Annotated in this window: 19 protein-coding genes; 8 read left to right on the top strand and 11 right to left on the bottom strand. The window is 60.6% G+C overall.

Features of this window, described 5'->3' with window-relative positions:
* Positions 1 to 129: 129 nt before the first annotated feature.
* On the bottom strand, positions 130 to 1,299 hold the full coding sequence (locus tag BN1012_RS15990; RefSeq protein ID WP_043950355.1) for a DUF3047 domain-containing protein: 1,170 nt from the start codon (positions 1,297 to 1,299) through the stop codon (positions 130 to 132).
* A gap of 108 nt (positions 1,300 to 1,407) precedes the next feature.
* On the opposite strand from BN1012_RS15990, the gene BN1012_RS17180 reads away from it, so the two are divergent.
* A complete protein-coding gene (locus BN1012_RS17180; RefSeq protein ID WP_171815996.1) occupies positions 1,408 to 1,839 on the top strand; it encodes a VOC family protein in 432 nt (143 codons plus the stop codon).
* Here BN1012_RS17180 and BN1012_RS15980 read toward each other — a convergent pair.
* Together BN1012_RS15980 and BN1012_RS15975 are read right to left on the bottom strand one after the other, a co-directional pair.
* Positions 1,836 to 2,465, bottom strand: a complete 630-nt coding sequence (locus BN1012_RS15980) for an alpha-ketoglutarate-dependent dioxygenase AlkB family protein (RefSeq protein ID WP_043950354.1) — start codon at positions 2,463 to 2,465, stop codon at positions 1,836 to 1,838. The two genes, BN1012_RS17180 and BN1012_RS15980, sit on opposite strands and share 4 nt — an antisense overlap.
* Positions 2,466 to 2,469: 4 nt before the next feature.
* Positions 2,470 to 2,790, bottom strand: coding sequence for a hypothetical protein (locus BN1012_RS15975; protein WP_145973491.1), 321 nt, complete (start codon positions 2,788 to 2,790; stop codon positions 2,470 to 2,472).
* Positions 2,791 to 3,067: 277 nt separating this feature from the next.
* Here BN1012_RS15975 and dnaK point away from each other — a divergent pair, with 277 nt between their 5' ends.
* The gene (gene dnaK / locus BN1012_RS15970; RefSeq protein ID WP_043950352.1) at positions 3,068 to 5,014 is read left to right on the top strand and encodes a molecular chaperone DnaK; all 1,947 of its coding nucleotides are present in this window, start codon (positions 3,068 to 3,070) and stop codon (positions 5,012 to 5,014) included.
* A gap of 106 nt (positions 5,015 to 5,120) precedes the next feature.
* Entirely contained in the window at positions 5,121 to 6,281 is a 1,161-nt protein-coding gene (gene dnaJ, locus BN1012_RS15965) for a molecular chaperone DnaJ (RefSeq protein WP_043950351.1), read from the top strand.
* Here dnaJ and BN1012_RS15960 read toward each other — a convergent pair.
* On the bottom strand, positions 6,278 to 7,207 hold the full coding sequence (locus tag BN1012_RS15960) for a sensor histidine kinase (RefSeq protein ID WP_171815995.1): 930 nt from the start codon (positions 7,205 to 7,207) through the stop codon (positions 6,278 to 6,280). The genes dnaJ and BN1012_RS15960 overlap by 4 nt on opposite strands.
* Before the next feature lie 91 nt (positions 7,208 to 7,298).
* Between BN1012_RS15960 and BN1012_RS17685 the strand changes: the two genes are divergently transcribed.
* Genes BN1012_RS17685 through BN1012_RS15950 form a run of 3 tightly spaced genes read left to right on the top strand, consistent with a single transcriptional unit; the run spans position 7,299 to position 9,112 of the window.
* Complete coding sequence (locus BN1012_RS17685; protein ID WP_171815994.1) at positions 7,299 to 7,583, top strand: hypothetical protein; 285 nt, start codon at positions 7,299 to 7,301, stop codon at positions 7,581 to 7,583.
* 46 nt (positions 7,584 to 7,629) lie between these two features.
* Entirely contained in the window at positions 7,630 to 8,445 is an 816-nt protein-coding gene (gene dapB / locus BN1012_RS15955) for a 4-hydroxy-tetrahydrodipicolinate reductase (protein ID WP_043950350.1), read from the top strand.
* Positions 8,446 to 8,479: 34 nt separating this feature from the next.
* Positions 8,480 to 9,112, top strand: coding sequence for a 2,3-bisphosphoglycerate-dependent phosphoglycerate mutase (locus BN1012_RS15950; protein WP_043950349.1), 633 nt, complete (start codon positions 8,480 to 8,482; stop codon positions 9,110 to 9,112).
* A gap of 22 nt (positions 9,113 to 9,134) precedes the next feature.
* On the opposite strand, the gene BN1012_RS15945 is transcribed toward BN1012_RS15950, so the two are convergent.
* On the bottom strand, positions 9,135 to 9,647 hold the full coding sequence (locus BN1012_RS15945; protein ID WP_043950348.1) for a DUF2244 domain-containing protein: 513 nt from the start codon (positions 9,645 to 9,647) through the stop codon (positions 9,135 to 9,137).
* Positions 9,648 to 9,750: 103 nt separating this feature from the next.
* On the opposite strand from BN1012_RS15945, the gene nth reads away from it, so the two are divergent.
* Positions 9,751 to 10,470, top strand: a complete 720-nt coding sequence (gene nth / locus BN1012_RS15940; protein ID WP_081826461.1) for an endonuclease III — start codon at positions 9,751 to 9,753, stop codon at positions 10,468 to 10,470.
* Here the strand turns inward: nth and BN1012_RS15935 are convergent.
* Positions 10,467 to 10,862 carry a hypothetical protein gene (locus BN1012_RS15935; RefSeq protein WP_043950347.1) on the bottom strand — a complete coding sequence of 132 codons (396 nt, stop codon included), beginning with the start codon at positions 10,860 to 10,862 and terminating at the stop codon, positions 10,467 to 10,469. The genes nth and BN1012_RS15935 overlap by 4 nt on opposite strands.
* A gap of 32 nt (positions 10,863 to 10,894) precedes the next feature.
* Positions 10,895 to 11,611, bottom strand: coding sequence for an EI24 domain-containing protein (locus tag BN1012_RS15930; protein WP_081826460.1), 717 nt, complete (start codon positions 11,609 to 11,611; stop codon positions 10,895 to 10,897).
* Between the two features lie 179 nt (positions 11,612 to 11,790).
* On the opposite strand from BN1012_RS15930, the gene BN1012_RS15925 reads away from it, so the two are divergent.
* A complete protein-coding gene (locus BN1012_RS15925) occupies positions 11,791 to 12,783 on the top strand; it encodes an adenosine kinase (RefSeq protein ID WP_043950346.1) in 993 nt (330 codons plus the stop codon).
* Between the two features lie 136 nt (positions 12,784 to 12,919).
* Here the strand turns inward: BN1012_RS15925 and BN1012_RS15920 are convergent, their stop codons facing one another.
* The 4 genes from BN1012_RS15920 to BN1012_RS15905 all read right to left on the bottom strand — a co-directional run bounded on the left by BN1012_RS15920 (position 12,920) and on the right by BN1012_RS15905 (position 16,751).
* On the bottom strand, positions 12,920 to 13,315 hold the full coding sequence (locus tag BN1012_RS15920) for an HIT domain-containing protein (protein ID WP_043950345.1): 396 nt from the start codon (positions 13,313 to 13,315) through the stop codon (positions 12,920 to 12,922).
* 5 nt (positions 13,316 to 13,320) lie between these two features.
* Entirely contained in the window at positions 13,321 to 13,680 is a 360-nt protein-coding gene (locus tag BN1012_RS15915; protein ID WP_043950344.1) for a phosphoribosyl-ATP diphosphatase, read from the bottom strand.
* A gap of 108 nt (positions 13,681 to 13,788) precedes the next feature.
* Positions 13,789 to 14,946 carry a pentapeptide repeat-containing protein gene (locus BN1012_RS15910; protein ID WP_043950343.1) on the bottom strand — a complete coding sequence of 386 codons (1,158 nt, stop codon included), beginning with the start codon at positions 14,944 to 14,946 and terminating at the stop codon, positions 13,789 to 13,791.
* A 98-nt stretch (positions 14,947 to 15,044) separates the two neighbouring features.
* A complete protein-coding gene (locus BN1012_RS15905; RefSeq protein WP_043950342.1) occupies positions 15,045 to 16,751 on the bottom strand; it encodes a CYTH and CHAD domain-containing protein in 1,707 nt (568 codons plus the stop codon).
* Between the last annotated feature and the right edge of the window lie 40 nt (positions 16,752 to 16,791).

The raw sequence follows: 16,791 nt of genomic DNA, 5'->3' as shown, positions 1-16,791 counted from the left end.
CCCCGGACTTGATCCGGGATCCAGGAGCGACATGTGAGCGCGTTGCCATATGGCTCTGGACCCCGGATCAAGTCCGGGGTGACAAAACGGGCGGGTGGGCGTCTTAGCGCTCGGCACACCTTGATCCGCCTAGAGCACGCGTAGTTTCTCACTGCCGGATGTCAGTTCGATGTTGCGGAAATCCGCCATGCCGGGGATGCGCTGGAACAGGCTGTTGGCAATGAACCAGACGCGGACAATACGGTCGGGCGGTGCGCCCATATACTGCACATAATCCGCATACAGATTACGTTTTTCGCTGAGCCATTTTTTCAAGTCCCCCTCGCCGGAGCGGATCACGACGTGGAACTCGCGGTCCTTCCAGGTGGGCAGCGGACACCAATAGGCTTTGCCAATCGGCAGATCATTGCTCCAGTAATACGTGATGTCGCGGCCGTTCTCGAACTCCACCGCGATGGAAATGTAGTCGTGGCTGGCGGCGGTATCCTCGGGCAGGGCGGAGGGGATGGCGCCTACCTTCCAGTCCCATGAAATCTCCGTGTCCGGTGTCAGCTCGAACGGTGTTTCCTTTTGCAGGATGCCGACGTTCTGATCGGTGTGGCAGTGGATGCAGGCGTGTTCACCGGAATCTGATTGATCCGTATAGATATCATTCTGGCCCAGGAACCACAGATGGTTCCAGCCTTCGGGCGGCGTATCCGGGTTTTCAAGACGCTTACGCTCCCCCGACACAAGATCGTTTACGTCCCCGACCTGTGCCATGGCTGCAAGGCCTGCAGCAGCCGTTCCAAGCCAGCGGATGGCCAGGACCGCGAATTCGCCATCAGCGGCTTCATAGGCGTTCAGGTCCGGCATCATGCGGCCGGTTTTTTCCGAAAATTGCCCGGGGAACTGGCCGCCGAGATAAAGACGGCCACCCGTCGCAGCCGTGCTGGACGCTGTCACCGTCATGCTTTCGCGGGTGCCATTGAAGATCTCGCCGGTTTCCCCGACCCGGCCCCAGACCTGAAACTGCGGCCCGACCCAGATATCAAGTCCGCGGCTCAGCCAAAGGCGGCCAACGGACAGCAAGGTCACTTCGTCGCCGTCCTCCAGCACAATGTCCGTTGATGTCCACGGCATCCGCGATGGCGGCAGGTCAATAAAGGCAGCTTCCGCAATGTGCTCTGCGGCCGCATCAATCAGCGGCTGCGCTTGCGCGCGAAAATCGTCGCTGGACATGGGCGCGTCGGCCTTGCCGTGTTTGCTGACATAGCGCCAGCGTTTGAAAGCCACACCAATATCGTGCGCTGCGCCCATTTGATCTCTCCCCGATCTTTTTCACCCTCAGCGTACGACGCCGAGCGGATCATGCGCCAGCAGTTACACGCATTGTTCATCGGGACCACTTGGGCAAAACTGTATGGATTGGAAATCGATACACGCGAGGCTCGAGCCATGATCCGCGCCATGCCCGTCCTGCAGGTCAAAAGTGTAACCGCGAGCGAACAGTTTTACTGCACCCGACTGGGCTTCACCTCCCATGGTGGCTGGGGAGACGGTCCTGACTTTTGCATCGTTCAAAGGGGCGAGGTGACGATTGCCCTCGACCGGGCGCGCGACGGCATTGAGCCGGCCCTCAACCAGTACTGGGCGGCCTATGTCTATGTGGAGGACGCCGATGCGCTGCTGGCGGAGCTGACCAAAAACGGTGTGGACATTGTCCGCGAGATCGAAAACACACCCTATGGCCTGCGCGACTTCGACATCCGCGATCCGGACGGCCACATCATCTGCTTTGGTCATGACATCGACCCGACGGTGAAGTCGCCGGGCCTGATGGCGGCAAACCGTGACTAGGGCTTTGTGACCCGCCGCAGCGTCAGGTTGATGCGTCCGCCATCCTTCAGCAGCGTTGAGGTGTTGGGAAACACCCGGTCGATGCCGTGATAGGCGAGGCGGTTGTCGCCGCCGATGAGGAGGACGTCGCCTGAGTGGAGCTTGAAGCTCTGGGTCTTGCCCTTCCGCTCCAGCCCCCCAAGGCGGAACGTTGCCGTATCACCCAGGGAGATGGAGAGAACGGGGGCGTCCAGTGCCTCCTCGTCCTCATCGCGGTGCAGGCCCATGCGGGCGTTGTCAGCATAGAAATTGACCAGACAGCATTCTGGTGGCGCCGGGTAACCGGTGGTCTCGTCCCAGAGGTCGAGCAGCATCTGCGGAATGGCGGGCCATGGATTGCCTGTTTCGGGGTGATTTGGCTGGTAGCGGTAGCCGGACCGGTCCGACACCCACCCCTGAGGGCCGCAACTGGTCATGCGGACGGTCCACGGCTTGCCGGTGCGCGGCATGGTGGGATTATAAAGCGGCGCCTGTCCGGTGATCTCGCGAATATCGTCCAGCAGCCTGCGCTGGGCTGTTGTATCCAGAGCTCCCGAGTGCAGATCAACGCCGGGCGCAGGCGTCAGTTTGTTACAAAAGCCCGTCATGCTTTCAGCCTGTCAGAAATGACACTGCAATCAGCAGCACAAAGTGAGCAAGAGCCACCAGAATCGCCACCTTCATTGCTCCCACACAGGCATTTTGAAGTCTTTCCAATGGCAGCAAACAGCCAATTCCGCACGCAACCAAAGCAGCGGGAGCAATAAAGAGGTACACAAATGAAACCGTCTGTATTGCCCAATGCGTTGATGTCCAGCCGATGAGCGCCGCCATCTGCACGGACCAAAGAGCAAGCGGGAGCGCCACGAAACCCAACAACATGCGTTGGACACGCAGAATCCCTCTGTTGGGACCATCTGGATGCTGACTCATTCCCAGTATTCCTCGATTCACAGTAGAATTATGGAAAATTGGCCCCGAATTCGGGCCGCGAGTGTTGCAGTGCACCCGCCTGCTACTTATATACCGCCCTGAAGTTGCGGGTCTTTTTGGACACGCTTTTTTGTAGGTTCAACACGAGGGGACCTGCAGGGCCTGACGTTTGCTGTTAAGGCGCGTATAGGTCCCGCAACACGGATGCAGTTCGGTGCTTGAAGAGTAAGGCCGCAGCATTCCTGGTCCGCCTAAAAGTAACGTGGAGACGAAGTAAATGGCGAAAGTCATCGGCATTGACCTTGGCACGACAAATTCGTGCATTGCGGTCATGGACGGGTCCAACCCGAAAGTTATCGAGAATTCAGAAGGCGCACGCACGACGCCTTCCATGGTGGCCTTTACCGCAGACGGCGAACGTCTGACGGGTCAGCCGGCCAAGCGCCAGGCGGTTACCAACCCTGAAAACACCCTGTTTGCGATCAAGCGCCTCATCGGCCGCCGCATCAACGACCCGACGGTCAAAAAGGACAAGGGCATGGTGCCCTACTCCATCGTCGAGGCGGACAATGGCGCGGCCTGGGTTGAAGCCCATGGTGAGAAGTATTCGCCGCAGCAGATTTCTGCGTTCATTCTGCAGAAGATGAAAGAGACCGCTGAGAGCTATCTTGGCGAAACCGTCGAGCAGGCCGTGATTACGGTTCCTGCCTATTTCGACGACGCCCAGCGTCAGGCCACCAAGGATGCAGGCAAGATTGCCGGCCTTGAAGTGCTGCGCATCATCAACGAGCCCACCGCGGCTGCCCTCGCCTATGGCCTGGACAAGGCCGACGGTCAGACCATCGCGGTCTATGACCTTGGTGGTGGTACGTTTGACGTGTCGATCCTCGAGATCGGCGACGGCGTGTTTGAAGTGAAGTCCACCAATGGTGACACCTTCCTTGGTGGTGAAGACTTCGACATGCTGCTGGTCGATTTCCTGGCGGACGAGTTCAAGAAGGAAAACGGCATTGACCTCAAGGGCGACAAGCTTGCCCTGCAGCGCCTGAAAGAAGCCGCTGAAAAGGCAAAGATCGAGCTGTCGTCCGCGACGCAGACGGAAGTGAACCTGCCGTTCATCACCGCTGACGCGTCCGGCCCCAAGCACCTGACCACGAAGCTGACCCGCGCCAAGCTGGAGCAGCTGGTGGACAAGCTGGTGCAGCGCACGATCGACCCCTGCAAGAAGGCACTGGAAGACGCAGGCCTCAAGGCATCAGACATCGACGAAGTTGTTCTGGTCGGCGGCATGACACGCATGCCGAAGATCCAGGAAGTCGTTGAAAAGTTCTTTGGCAAGGAGCCGCATAAGGGTGTGAACCCGGATGAGGTTGTGGCCATGGGCGCCGCCATTCAGGCCGGCGTTCTGCAGGGCGACGTCAAGGACGTGCTGCTGCTCGACGTGACGCCACTGTCGCTCGGTATTGAAACGCTGGGTGGTGTGTTCACGCGCCTCATCGAGCGCAACACGACGATCCCCACCAAGAAGGCCCAGACCTTCTCGACCGCTGAGGACAATCAAAACGCGGTGACCATCCGCGTGTTCCAGGGCGAGCGCGAAATGGCGGCGGACAACAAGGTGCTCGGCCAGTTCGACCTTGTGGGCATTCCGCCTGCACCGCGCGGCGTGCCGCAGGTGGAAGTGGCGTTCGACATTGATGCCAACGGCATCGTCAACGTGACCGCCAAGGACAAGGCAACCGGCAAGGAGCAGGCGATCCGCATTCAGGCATCGTCCGGTCTGTCAGACGCTGACATTGACGCGATGGTCAAGGATGCTGAAAGCCACGCTGAAGACGACAAGAAGCGTCGTGAAACAGTGGAAGCCCGCAATGGCGCTGAAGCGCTGGTTCACTCCACCGAAAAAGCGCTGGAAGAAAACGGCGACAAGGTGGATGCGGAAACCAAGGGTGCTATTGAAGCGGCCATCGCCGAGGTCAAGACCGCGCTTGAGGCTGAGGATCCTGATCCCGAACTGATCAAGACCAAGTCTGAAGAGCTGGGTCAGGCCTCCATGAAGCTGGGCGAAGCCATGTATGCGGCAAGCCAGGCGGAACAGGCGAGCCAGGATGCGGCTGCAGATGCTGCCTCTGAAGCTGCCGACAATCCGGCCGGTGATGATGTGGTTGACGCCGACTTCACAGAAGTCGACGACGACAACAACAAGAAGGACGGCGCGGCGTAACACGCTGGCCGGTCTGCCCTGATACTCCCCGGCGTTGCGGTGATCCGCAGCGCCGGGGTCTTCGGGTAAGGACTTCGCAAGTGTTCCGCCTACGGAATATCACGCCATGGCAAAACGCGACTTTTACGACATTCTGGGTGTGCCTCGCGACGCAGATGATGCGGCGCTGAAATCTGCTTTTCGCAAGCAGGCAAAAAAATATCACCCGGATCAGAACCAGGACAATCCTGACGCAGAAGCCAAGTTCAAGGAATTGAACGAAGCCTATGACGCCCTCAAGGACCCGCAGAGCCGGGCAGCCTATGACCGCTTTGGCCATCAGGCGTTTGAGAATGGCAGCCCGGGTGGTCCCGGTGGACCGGGCGGCCCAGGCTTCGGGCAGGACTTCGCGTCCTCCATGTCAGACATCTTTGATGATCTGTTCGGCGAGTTTGTCGGCGGACAGCGCGCTGGCGGGGGCCGTCGTGGCGGCGGTCGGACCCGTGGCGCAGACCTGCGCTACAACATGGAAATCAGCCTCGACGAGGCCAATGAAGGCAAGACGGCACAGATCAAGGTGCCGACGGCCGTCTCATGCGAGACATGCTCCGGGTCCGGCGCAAAGCCGGGTACGTCCCCTTCCACCTGTGGCATGTGCCACGGTGCGGGCAAGGTGCGTGCGTCTCAGGGCTTCTTCACCGTTGAGCGCACCTGCCCCACCTGTGGGGGGCGTGGCGAGGTCATTCAGGACCCGTGCGACACCTGCAATGGCGCGGGCCGCACCGAAAAAGAGCGGACCCTCCAGGTCAACATTCCGTCCGGCGTCGAAGACGGCACGCGTATTCGCCTGTCCAATGAGGGTGAAGCCGGCGCGCGCGGCGGCCCGCCCGGTGATCTCTACATCTTCCTGTCGATCAAGCCGCATCAGTTCTTCCAGCGTGATGGCGCAGACCTTTTCTGCCGCGTGCCCATCTCCATGCCGACAGCGGCTCTGGGCGGAGAGATTGAAGTTCCGTCCCTCAAGGGTGCGCGGGTAAAGGTCAAGGTTCCCGAAGGCACCCAGAGCGGCAAGCAGTTCCGCCTTAAAGGCAAGGGCATGCCGGTGTTGCGGTCCTCGCAGCACGGCGACCTCTATATCCAGGTGAATGTGGAAACGCCCATGAACCTCACCAAGAAGCAGAAGAAGCTGCTGGAAGAGTTCCAGGGCGAGTCCACTGACAAGACAAGCCCGGAGTCAGAAGGTTTCTTTTCGCGGGTGAAAGAGTTCTTGAACGGCGCTGCGAGCTAGACGGCGCGCTTGAGTTCAGCTGCGGCGGGCTCAAGGGCTGAGACGGGTCTCGCATCGACGATCACGTCACTGGGCAACAGCACGTCTATGGTGGTGCCCTCGCCCAAAGCACTGGAAATGATCATGGACCCGCCATGGGCCTGGGCGATGGCGCGGGACAGGGGCAGGCCAAGACCTGCGCCATGATGTTCGCGCCGGAATGCATTTTCGACTTCGGCGAACCCCTGATCCAGACGTTTGACCGTCTGCGGATCCATGCCTTCGCCCGTATCCGCAATGGAAAAGCCAATTTCCCCGTGCGGTGTCTTTATGGCGGTGACGGTGACATGGCCCATCCGGGACGTATGGCGGATGGCGTTGGCAATCAGGTTGATCAATATCTGGCGGATCATGCGGCGGTCCACATTGACGGACACGTCTGCCGCCTCAAGACAAATCTGATCAAGGTGGATACCTGCGGCCGCAGCCTGGTCGCGCAGCATCTTGCAGGCCCCTTCCCCCAAATCCCGCATGGTGCAGACTTCACGGTGAGGCGTCATATCACCTGACTCGATACGGGTCAGGTCCAGCAGATCATTGATCAAGTCCAGCAGATGCTGGCCGGATTCATGGATCGTGGACACATATTCTTCGTATTGCTTGTCACCCAGGGGCCCATACACCTGATGCTGCATCAACTCCGAAAAACCCATGATGGCGTTTAGGGGTGTGCGCAGTTCATGGCTCATATGGGCCAGAAACCGGGTTTTGGCGCGGTCCAGCTCCATGGCCTTCTGGCGGGCCGTGCTCAGCTCGGCGATGATTTCCTGATTGCGGTCCAGTTGCTCCGACAAGGCATGGTTTGTCGTGCGCCGGTGCCCGGCGGCTTTTTCAAAGTCGCGCCACCGCCGCCACGCGAACCAGGCAAACCCCACTCCTGCTGTCATAAAGGCGATTGGAAGTTCTTCGAGATGCGCCTGGTGCCCAAATCGAGTGGCAAAATCATGCCACCGCGCTTCAATCCCATAGAAAGACGAAATGGTGAAGGCCACGACGCCCAAGGTCACCGCCGCCAATGCGTCTTTGCGCGGCCGGGTCAAAAACCCGGTCATTGGCCCGATCAGCACTGAAAATGGGATGGGTGTGGACAACACGTTATGGGGGCTTTCTTATATTTACACTCGTTTTAGTAGAATGCCCCCATCTCCCCAACAAACCATTAAACCTCAAATCATGAGTGCTGCTGCCAAAAAACGGGTGCATGGCTGCCCCATGGCGGTCGGTGCTTTGCGGCAGCAAGTCGGCCTGATACAACCGCGCTGACCAAAGGTTGCACGCGTTGTGCCGCCAATCTGAGTGGACGTTTCCGATGGCCCCCATACGTATTGCCGTCACCGGCGCTGCTGGCCGCATGGGCCGCGCGCTGTTGACCGCTATCCATGAAACTGACGGATGCACCATCGCCGGCGCGCTGGAGCGCGACGGCCATGGAGACATTGGTGCTGATGCCGGCACACTGGCAGGCATCGGCGAGATGGGCGTTCCTGTCACCAGTGATGCGCTGGAGGTTTTTGCGGCGGTGGATGCGGTGCTTGATTTCACGGCGCCGGACGCAACGGTTGAGTTTGCGGATCTGGCGGCGCAGGCGCGCATCGTTCATGTCATCGGCACCACCGGATTTGCCCCTGAGCACGAGACGCGCCTTGAAGCCGCGTCACGCCATGCGACCCTTGTGCGCGCAGGCAACATGTCCCTGGGCGTCAATCTGCTAACGGCGCTGACCAAGCGGGTGGCACAGGCACTGGACACCGACTGGGACATCGAAATTGTCGAGATGCATCACCGGCACAAGGTGGATGCGCCGTCGGGCACAGCCTTGATGCTGGGCGAGGCAGCCGCGGCCGGGCGCGGTGTCACGCTCGACGATGTGTCGGACCGTGGACGCGATGGACAGACCGGCGCGCGCAAGACGGGCGACATTGGATTTGCCGCCTTGCGCGGCGGCTCGGTCGTGGGCGAACACTCAGCTATTTTTGCTGCTGAAAAAGAGCGCATTGTTCTCACACATATTGCCGAGGATCGTTCGATCTTCGCGCGCGGCGCGGTCAAGGCAGCGCTATGGGGACAGGGCAAGGGCCCCGGCAATTTTGACATGCTGGACGTCCTCGGCCTGTCTGACTTCTAGAAACAACACTTGATACCTCAACAGGAGACGCATCGTGGCTCACACGCTGGTTTTGGTCCGTCACGGCCAGAGCGAATGGAACAAGAAGAACCTTTTCACAGGCTGGCGCGATGTCGAGCTGACCGAGCAAGGCCGCAAGGAAGCTGCCGAAGCCGGTAAGCTGATGAAGGCTGCCGGTCTTGAGTTTGATGTGGCCTACACATCCGGCCTCAAGCGCGCCCAGGAGACCAACAAGCTGGCGCTCGCCTCCCTTGGCCAGAGCGACATTCCGGTGATTGAGAATGAAGCCCTGAACGAGCGCGACTATGGCGATCTTGCGGGCCTCAACAAGGATGATGCCCGCGAAAAATGGGGCGAGGAACAGGTGCATATCTGGCGCCGGTCCTTCGACATTCCCCCGCCCGGTGGCGAAAGCCTCAAGATGACCGCTGATCGTGTGCTGCCTTACTTTGATGCGGAGATCATGCCGAAGGTGCTGGCGGGCACGCGGGTGCTCGTGGCCGCCCACGGCAATTCACTTCGGGCGCTTGTCATGCAGCTGGATAATCTGGGTCCGGATGAAATTGTGGAAGTGAATATCGCAACCGGCGTTCCCATTGCCTATGAGCTGGATGACGACGGCAAGGTCCTGTCCAAGAAGATCCTGGCGGATCGCACTTATTCCTAGGTCGTTTGGGCTCTTGAGCCGTTCAGGTTAGCTGCGCGTTTTCTGCACCCAGCAGTCCGATGTTGTCGCGGCGTCGGGCCTGAGCTGCGGTGAACGCGTCGGCAAAACTTTCGCGTTCTTCTTCCGGCATGAACTTGCCGATCTCGACCCAGGTGTCGCGGGATTTGAGACGCAGGGTGCGGCCCCGCGCCGTCACCGTCATGCGCGCCTGCGCCCAGGTGGGCTCCATCTGCCAGTGCTGGACTTTGCCGGATGGATGCACCCGCTCAATGGTCAGGGTCTTGTCGGTCAAGCGCACATGCTCGACCACGCGCCCGGCGCGATAGTTCATGCGGAACGCGAAATAGATCAGCGCCACGTCGAGGCCGAAGAAGCCGAATACCGGCCACGCGCCCATGAGCAGGAACGCCCCGCCCGCAACAAAGCTGATGACGCCGATCGCAATCATCACTGCCAGAAACCCTTTGGGCGGCAGGGAGCGATGCGGGTGCAACACCGCATCAAAGAAGACATGTTCGTCCTGATCATCCGTCATGTCCAAGAAGCTAGAGCGGCGGGCGGGGTGCTGCCAAGCCGATGCGGCCAGATGACGCAAATTGCGTGTGGTTCCACCGCAGGCTTGCGGTAAAGTCCGGCCCATGAAACCTGCCATACGCGAAGAACTTTTCCGCCGCTTTCAGGAAAAGAGCCCCAACCCGCAAACCGAGCTTGAGTATTCCAGCACCTACACGCTGCTCGTCGCGGTCGTGCTGTCTGCTCAGGCCACGGACATCGGCGTCAACAAGGCCACCGGGCCGTTGTTTGCGGTCGCGGACACACCAGAAAAGATCGTCGCGCTCGGCGAAGCCAAAGTGCGCGACTACATCAAGACCATCGGGCTTTATCGCAACAAGGCCAAGAATGTGATTGCCCTGTCGCAGCAGCTCATCTCGCAACATGGCGGCGAGGTTCCCCGCGACCGGGAGGCACTGGAGGCGCTGCCGGGCGTCGGCCGCAAGACGGCCAATGTGGTGCTGAATGTGGCGTTTGGCGAAGACACCATGGCGGTGGACACGCACATATTCCGGCTGTCCAACCGGCTGGGGCTGGCCCCGGGCAAAACCCCGCTGGAAGTTGAGCTCAAGCTGCTCAAGCGGATTCCCAAACCCTACATGCAGCACGCCCATCACTGGCTCATTCTGCATGGGCGGTACATCTGCAAGGCGCGCAAACCGGATTGTCCCTCTTGCTACGTGGCGGATCTGTGCAGCTTCAAGGGCAAGACGACTGCTGAGACCGCGCCGAAGCCGAAAGCCAAAACCAAGACAAAGACCAAAATGAAGACCGGGGCCAAGGCAAAATCCAAAGCCGGGTCTTAGGCGCGGGGTGCGTTGACCACTTCACGCAGGCACGGCTCAATCGGGGTCGATCCCCCCTGCAGACGACGGGCATCCAGATGGGTGGATTTTATGCTGCCGTCTGCTTCTGGATAGAAAATGACAAGCAAGGCGCAGTTGCTGCCTGAGTACCGCCAAATGCGCGCTTCGCCGTCACTGCCGTCAAAGGCCGGGGCGCCCAGCTGCTGCTCCACCGCCTGCGGGGTCACACCTATAAGGCTCTTGGGATCAGGGGCCTGGCGCAATACAACTGTGCGCTGTGGCGTGGGGCTGACCAGGGTTGATTGCCCCGTCCCGGCTTGCGGGGCGCAGGCCGCCAGAAATCCGGCGATAAACAGAACCACGCCTGTGGCCGTAAGCGGTTTGGATCGCATTTTTTGTTCCCAATAGATGGTCAGGCCGACCGTCAGACGGCGGGTGTCGGTGTCGTGTCCCGCGCCATCACGCCTTGAAGCACGTGCACCATAAAGGCAGTGCCGAACAGGGGCACGAGAATATTGACAATAGGGATGGCAAGGAGGGCGGCAACGGCCATGCCGGCGACAAACACCCGTCCGGAATGGCGTTTGCGAAGCTGCTTGATCTGCGCTGGCGGGTAGTGACGAACAGCCGCCGCCTCAAAGAACTCACGGCCCAGCAGGAACCCGTTCACGACCAGGAAGATGACAAAGCCAAAGCCGGGCAACAAAAAGACCAGGGGCAACGCCACCAGGTTGACCGCTAGGAGCACGAACAGGCCCTTGATGCCCAGCCACAGGCCTTCAATGATGCCCTGCTTTCGGGGGCCGATACTAGCAGGAAAGTGCCGTTCCTCCACCGCCTGCCCCACTTCATCCAGAAACAGCGGGATGAAGATGGCGGTCACCGGGATCACCAGAAAGATGAGCCCGACGATGACGGCGGCGTCTATCAGCACATCAATGATCGTATCCGCCCAGCCGATACCCAGATTGGGGATGTACCCGGTGCCCCACAGGCCCACCGCGCCCAGCGTGACCAGCAGCAGCAGGGTCATGCCCAGCGACCGCCACAGGATGCTGCGGAAGGGTTTGGAGAAAATTTGAGAGAGGGTTTTACCGAATGCGCCAATCATGACGGGCACCATGCCCCATCTTTTGGGCATCTAAAAGGCTTGGTCAAAAAGGGGGGGTCAAAGGCGGGCCCATTGGTGGTAGCGCGGTGCTGATCCGGATTCTATAGTCGCGCTCCTTTCATACCTGCTGGATGCAGTCCCACCGCGCGATGGCGCTAACGTTCTGACAGCCCGGCACATCCACCTATCGCAACAAGTGAGTTTCGCTGATGAGCGCCCCTGAGTTTCACGTTGTCGGACTTGGCAACGCAATTGTCGATGTTCTGGCCCATGCAGAAGACACGTTCCTGGTCGCCAATGGCATTGAGAAAGGCGCGATGACGCTGGTGGATGAAGCCCGCGCGACGGAGCTGTATGACGCTCTAGGCCAGACCGTGCAGGTTTCAGGTGGCTCAGCCGCCAATACCATTGCCGGGGTCGGGTCCCTGGGCGGCAAGGCCGCCTTCATCGGCAAGGTCCGCAATGACCAGCTGGGCACAGCCTTCACGCATGATATTCGCTCGCTTGGCGTCGCTTTTGACACAAGCGCTGCGGATCGCGGTCCGGCGACCGGCCGCTGCCTGATTGTGGTGTCCCCGGACGCAGAACGGTCCATGAGCACCTATCTGGGTGCAGCACAGGACCTGACGCCGGACGATGTGGACGTGGAAGTCATCTCGAAGTCCGCCATTACCTATCTTGAAGGCTATCTGTGGGACCCACCGGCTGCGAAAGAAGCATTTGTGAAGGCTGCGAAAGCTGCCCATGACGCCGAGCGCCAGGTGGCCCTGACCCTTTCGGATTCCTTCTGTGTTGATCGCTACCGCGACGAGTTCCGCGATCTGGTCAAAGGTAATGTGGATATCCTGTTTGCCAACGAAGCTGAGATCATGTCGCTCTATCAGGTCGACACTTTCGATGAAGCTCTTCAGGCCGTCCGTGGCGAGGCCCGCGTCGCCGCCCTCACACGCTCCGCTGCCGGGTCAGTGATCGTGGTCGATGGCGAGGTCCATGTGGTCGACGCGGACAAGCCATCTGCCCTGGTGGACACCACCGGTGCCGGCGACCAGTTCGCGGCAGGCTTCATGTTTGGCTGGTCAACGGGTCGGTCGCCTGTTGAATGCGGCCGCATGGGGTCCATCTGCGCTGCGGAAGTGATCTCGCATATGGGCCCGCGTCCGGAAGGTGCACTGGCCGATCTGGTGGCGTCAAAAGGGCTCTAAGCTCCGACCAAACCATTTTTGCCTGTGAATCTTCTTGGGCTTGTGCAGATAGCGGATCGCGAATCTCGTTAATTCCGGTTCCGGAATAACTCGTTTCGTGAATCCTCAAGCGCGCTGGAGCTTCGCGATTAGCGAGTCATTCGGGGGATTCAGGCTGTTTTGCCAGCATTGGCCCCAGTGGCTTGCCGCCGAACAGATGCACATGCAGGTGCGGGACGTCCTGATGAGCGTCCCCGCCGGCATTGGCAAGGGCCCTGAAACCCGATCCGCCTTCGCTCTCAGCGAGTCCAAGGGCACGTGAAACCTTTCCCACCGCCCGGAAGAAACCGGTGATCTGGGGGTCGGTTGCCTCCGCCAGGAAGTCATCCAGGCTCACATAGGGGGCCTTGGGAATGACCAGCACGTGGACGGGTGCCTGCGGGTTGATGTCATGGAACGCCAGAGCAAACGGATCCTCATAGACGCGTTTGCACGGGATCTCGTCGCGCAGGATTTTGGCGAAGACGTTGTCGTGATCGTAGGGCTGAGCCATGGCGGTCAGAACGTCTTGCGGCTGGCTTTTTCAGCGATGCCGGATGTGCCTTCGCGACTGGCAAGCTCGCCATAGACCTCACTGGGGTCAATATCCAGGGCTGCCCAGAGCACCATCAGGTGATAGAGCACATCCGCACTTTCCTTGACCGCTTCAGGCTTGTTACGCGCCGCGGCGGCGATGACCGTCTCAACCGCCTCTTCACCCAGCTTTTGCGCGCATTTTTCAATGCCACGGCTCAACAGCTTGGCAGTATAGCTCTCCGACGCATCCGCGCCTTTGCGCGCGGCAATGGACGCAGCCAGGCGATCGAGAACTTCCGTTCCTGCCTTCGGGTTGGCTTTGGATTGTTTGGAATTGGACATTCAAGCGCCTGTATTGGGTCGAGACACAGGCTTTTGCCTGCCGCGCAGGCCTACCAGATTTGCGGATAGGCTGCCAACTCGCCGTTACGGGCCAGGAAAATTGCTGATTTAGGCGTCTGCGTCCGCCGTACGGGTGCGCAGGCCCGTCCCTGCAAGTTCGCCGGATTTGGCATCGCCCATAGCGACACCACGGGTGCAGGTGCCCCGCATATCGGCGCCGCGCAAATCTGCCTTGTCCAGCTTGGCGCCAACAAGGTTGGCACCGGACAGATCAGCAGCCGCCAGCCGGCTGCCCATCAGATTGGCATCCACGAGGATGGCGTCCTTGAGAATGGCAGCCGCCAGCATGCGGCGCGACAAATCCATCCCGGACAGGTCCTGACCGGTGAAATCACCGCGGGTTCCCAGTTTTCCGTCACTTTTGACCCAGCGCTCATGGAGCGCCAGCTTCTCATCAACAAGACTTTTGGACGGCAGGGCGGCAATGTTTCCCGCCCGCATCAGATTGGCGCTCATGCGGCTCGCGCGATCAACGCTGGCACCTTCAAAATCCGCATCCGCGAGCTGCGCACCGTGCATATCCACGCCCTTGAGCTGGGCACGGGTGAAGGACACCTGCCGGGCGTCGGTCTGGACCATGCGGGCAGAGACGATCCGGGCTTCGGTGAGATCAGCTTCTTTCATGCGGACTTCAGTCAGGTCGGTCTCGCGGAGCATGGCTCCGATCATGGAGACAACGCCGGAATCCGGCCGTTCTGCTACTTCTTCCGCGTCAATCACCCGCCCGGCCCGCAAATCCGCCTGCGCCAGATTGGCGTAGCTGAGATTGGCTTCATCCAGGCGAGCGCCGCGCATGTCAGCGCGTTCCAGGTCGGCGTCGGTCAGGTTTGCCCGGGTAAAATCGGCTCCGAACAGATTGGCATGGCACAGGCGCGTGGTTTCAAGGCGCGCGCCGCGAAACGAGCAGCCCATGAGGTCTGCGCCTTCCAGGTTCATGCCGGAAAGATCAAGTTTTGATAGGTCGCAGGCCCGCAGGATCAGCTTGCGGCCGCCGCGGACGCCATTGATGTATTTGATGTGCAGCGCATTGAGCGCCCTGAGAAGCTCCAGCTCAATGCGGGTGCCGGGTGCAATTTCCGGTCCCCGGCTCTTATGGGTGAGCGAGTCCAGCATATCCCCGACCCCTGCCGAGATTTCAGCCTGATCCGCCGGCTTTACGGCAGCCTGCGGCGGCTTTGTGGCAGATTGTGCGGCGGCGTCAGCCATGTGGGGGTCCACGGAATTACAGGGTTTCAGGATCGCGTGACCTTCCTTATGCACCTGCACGCGTTAAATCCGCCCCCATCAAATCACTCAAATTGTCTCTAATTCGGGTCTATTTGCGCCTCGGTCTGCCAGAACCGCGGCAGCTCCTCGAAGAACGGCCATATCTCGACCACCTGTCGAAACGCCAGGTCAGCACGGGCTGCATACCATCCGCCAACAAAGCCGGCTGCTTCGTGGGCGCGATCGCCGCCAATCTGGTCCGCTGCAAGCCGTGCGACGGATGCCGCGGTGGCCGCATCGTTGATCGCCCCGAACGCATCCTGCAGCCGCTTCAGGGGCTTCACGAATGCCTTCACCTGATCACGTGGCCACAGCGGCGCGAAGAACGCTGCCTCGTATCGCAGGGTCTTGAGGCGCTTGCGCAGATCATGCCGCGCCTCGTCGTCCATGCTCTCCAGATCACGCGCCTGCCGTTGCACCTGGCGGTAGCGCCGGTCCAGCCGGGAGACCGCAAACTGTGCGAGCGGGGGATCCTTCTTGGTCCCGTCCGGCGCTGTGGCACTACCACCGTTCGGAACACTCGCAGAGGCGCTTAGATGCCCCAGTTCGAGCAGCATGTGGGTGAAGGTACGGTCGTCCACGATGCGCATGGCTTGGGCCCAGGCCTCGCGGCGCAACTCCCGGGCCGCTGCGGCCAGAGGCACCAGGGATGGCCCTACTCCCGCGGCCTCCTTGTCGAGGGCTGGTATCGTTTCGGTACAGAAAATATCCAGATCACGGGCTGTTCCAAGCGGCCTGAACATGCGTTTGACCTGGTCGATTATTTCCGTGCTGCCCGACGGCGGCCGGACCGGCCTGAAAGCCGCATGGACCGACCGCAGGCGGCGCATGGCGACACGCATCTGATGGATGCCGGATGGATCCTGGTCGACGAGGATGGCCGACTGATTGGCTGCCATCTGGCGAGCGCAGTGCGCCAGCAGTGCACCATAGGCTGCGCGTGTGGTCATACCGGGCTTGACGGGAGACCTACCCGCCTTGACCGAAGGACCCTTGCGCGGTTGATCAAGACTGCCGGGCCGGGCCGCCAGAGCAAATCCGCGCTGCACCTTGGAGACAGTTCCGACCTTGACCGGGTACTTGTCCGCCAGCGCCCGGGCCACATCAAACAGGGTCTCGACAGGTCCGCTGATGTGCTCCAGCTCGATCTCGCAGATGGGAGTTCGCAGGCCCGGCGTGCCCTCCTCTGACGGCGGCAGACGCACCTCACCCAGATCAAGCGCTGCCTCAAACGATCCGTTGCCAGAGGTTTCAAGCACCCTCGCAACGCGGGAGATGGCGCTTTCGAAAATCGGGATCAGGTCTTCATCGCCTATGGCGGAAACGGCACGCGCGCGCAGCTGCTCATCCGCCACCAGGGACAGATCAGGAGCGGCGAGAGCGTCAGCGGTCGGGCGCATGGCCTGGTCTTCTGCCCGGTTGGCCGCAAGACCGCCCGGCGCGCCCCGGCTGTCTGCCGCCTTGAGGGCCTGTACCACGCGGCCACCGTCCCGGCGGACGCGCAACGCCATGCCGGCGCGGGCAAGAGCATGATTTTCTGTGTCCCAGTACAAGGAGGTGAGGTTGTGGACCGTGCTGCGCCCTGATCCTGAGACGACCGGCAGCCGCGACAGCGCCCCGGCCTTGCGAATACGGGCCAGTGTCGGGGGGTCCACCACCAGCTTGAGCTCAATCTCGCGCGGGGCTTCCCGGCATGCGCTGGGATTTGACGCTTTACTTGTCGTATTTTTGCGGGCCGAAGACATGCTGAAAGATGGCGTGCCTGCTGCGCTCACGCAAGAGCGG

Source organism: Candidatus Phaeomarinobacter ectocarpi, assembly GCF_000689395.1.
Lineage (GTDB): Bacteria > Pseudomonadota > Alphaproteobacteria > CGMCC-115125 > CGMCC-115125 > Pyruvatibacter > Pyruvatibacter ectocarpi.
Note: the sequence above shows the minus strand (reverse complement) of the source record. Positions and strands in the feature narration are given on the sequence as shown.

Coding starts and splice junctions, on each gene's coding strand:
- BN1012_RS15990 (WP_043950355.1), bottom strand. CDS start 1,299: ATGGGCGCAGCGCACGATATTGGTGTGGCTTTCAAACGCTGGCGCTAT.
- BN1012_RS15980 (WP_043950354.1), bottom strand. CDS start 2,465: ATGACGGGCTTTTGTAACAAACTGACGCCTGCGCCCGGCGTTGATCTG.
- BN1012_RS15975 (WP_145973491.1), bottom strand. CDS start 2,790: ATGAGTCAGCATCCAGATGGTCCCAACAGAGGGATTCTGCGTGTCCAA.
- dnaK (WP_043950352.1), top strand. CDS start 3,068: ATGGCGAAAGTCATCGGCATTGACCTTGGCACGACAAATTCGTGCATT.
- dnaJ (WP_043950351.1), top strand. CDS start 5,121: ATGGCAAAACGCGACTTTTACGACATTCTGGGTGTGCCTCGCGACGCA.
- BN1012_RS15960 (WP_171815995.1), bottom strand. CDS start 7,207: ATGACAGCAGGAGTGGGGTTTGCCTGGTTCGCGTGGCGGCGGTGGCGC.
- BN1012_RS17685 (WP_171815994.1), top strand. CDS start 7,299: ATGGTGAAGGCCACGACGCCCAAGGTCACCGCCGCCAATGCGTCTTTG.
- dapB (WP_043950350.1), top strand. CDS start 7,630: ATGGCCCCCATACGTATTGCCGTCACCGGCGCTGCTGGCCGCATGGGC.
- BN1012_RS15945 (WP_043950348.1), bottom strand. CDS start 9,647: ATGACGGATGATCAGGACGAACATGTCTTCTTTGATGCGGTGTTGCAC.
- nth (WP_081826461.1), top strand. CDS start 9,751: ATGAAACCTGCCATACGCGAAGAACTTTTCCGCCGCTTTCAGGAAAAG.
- BN1012_RS15935 (WP_043950347.1), bottom strand. CDS start 10,862: ATGCGATCCAAACCGCTTACGGCCACAGGCGTGGTTCTGTTTATCGCC.
- BN1012_RS15930 (WP_081826460.1), bottom strand. CDS start 11,611: ATGCCCAAAAGATGGGGCATGGTGCCCGTCATGATTGGCGCATTCGGT.
- BN1012_RS15925 (WP_043950346.1), top strand. CDS start 11,791: ATGAGCGCCCCTGAGTTTCACGTTGTCGGACTTGGCAACGCAATTGTC.
- BN1012_RS15920 (WP_043950345.1), bottom strand. CDS start 13,315: ATGGCTCAGCCCTACGATCACGACAACGTCTTCGCCAAAATCCTGCGC.
- BN1012_RS15915 (WP_043950344.1), bottom strand. CDS start 13,680: ATGTCCAATTCCAAACAATCCAAAGCCAACCCGAAGGCAGGAACGGAA.
- BN1012_RS15910 (WP_043950343.1), bottom strand. CDS start 14,946: ATGGCTGACGCCGCCGCACAATCTGCCACAAAGCCGCCGCAGGCTGCC.
- BN1012_RS15905 (WP_043950342.1), bottom strand. CDS start 16,751: ATGTCTTCGGCCCGCAAAAATACGACAAGTAAAGCGTCAAATCCCAGC.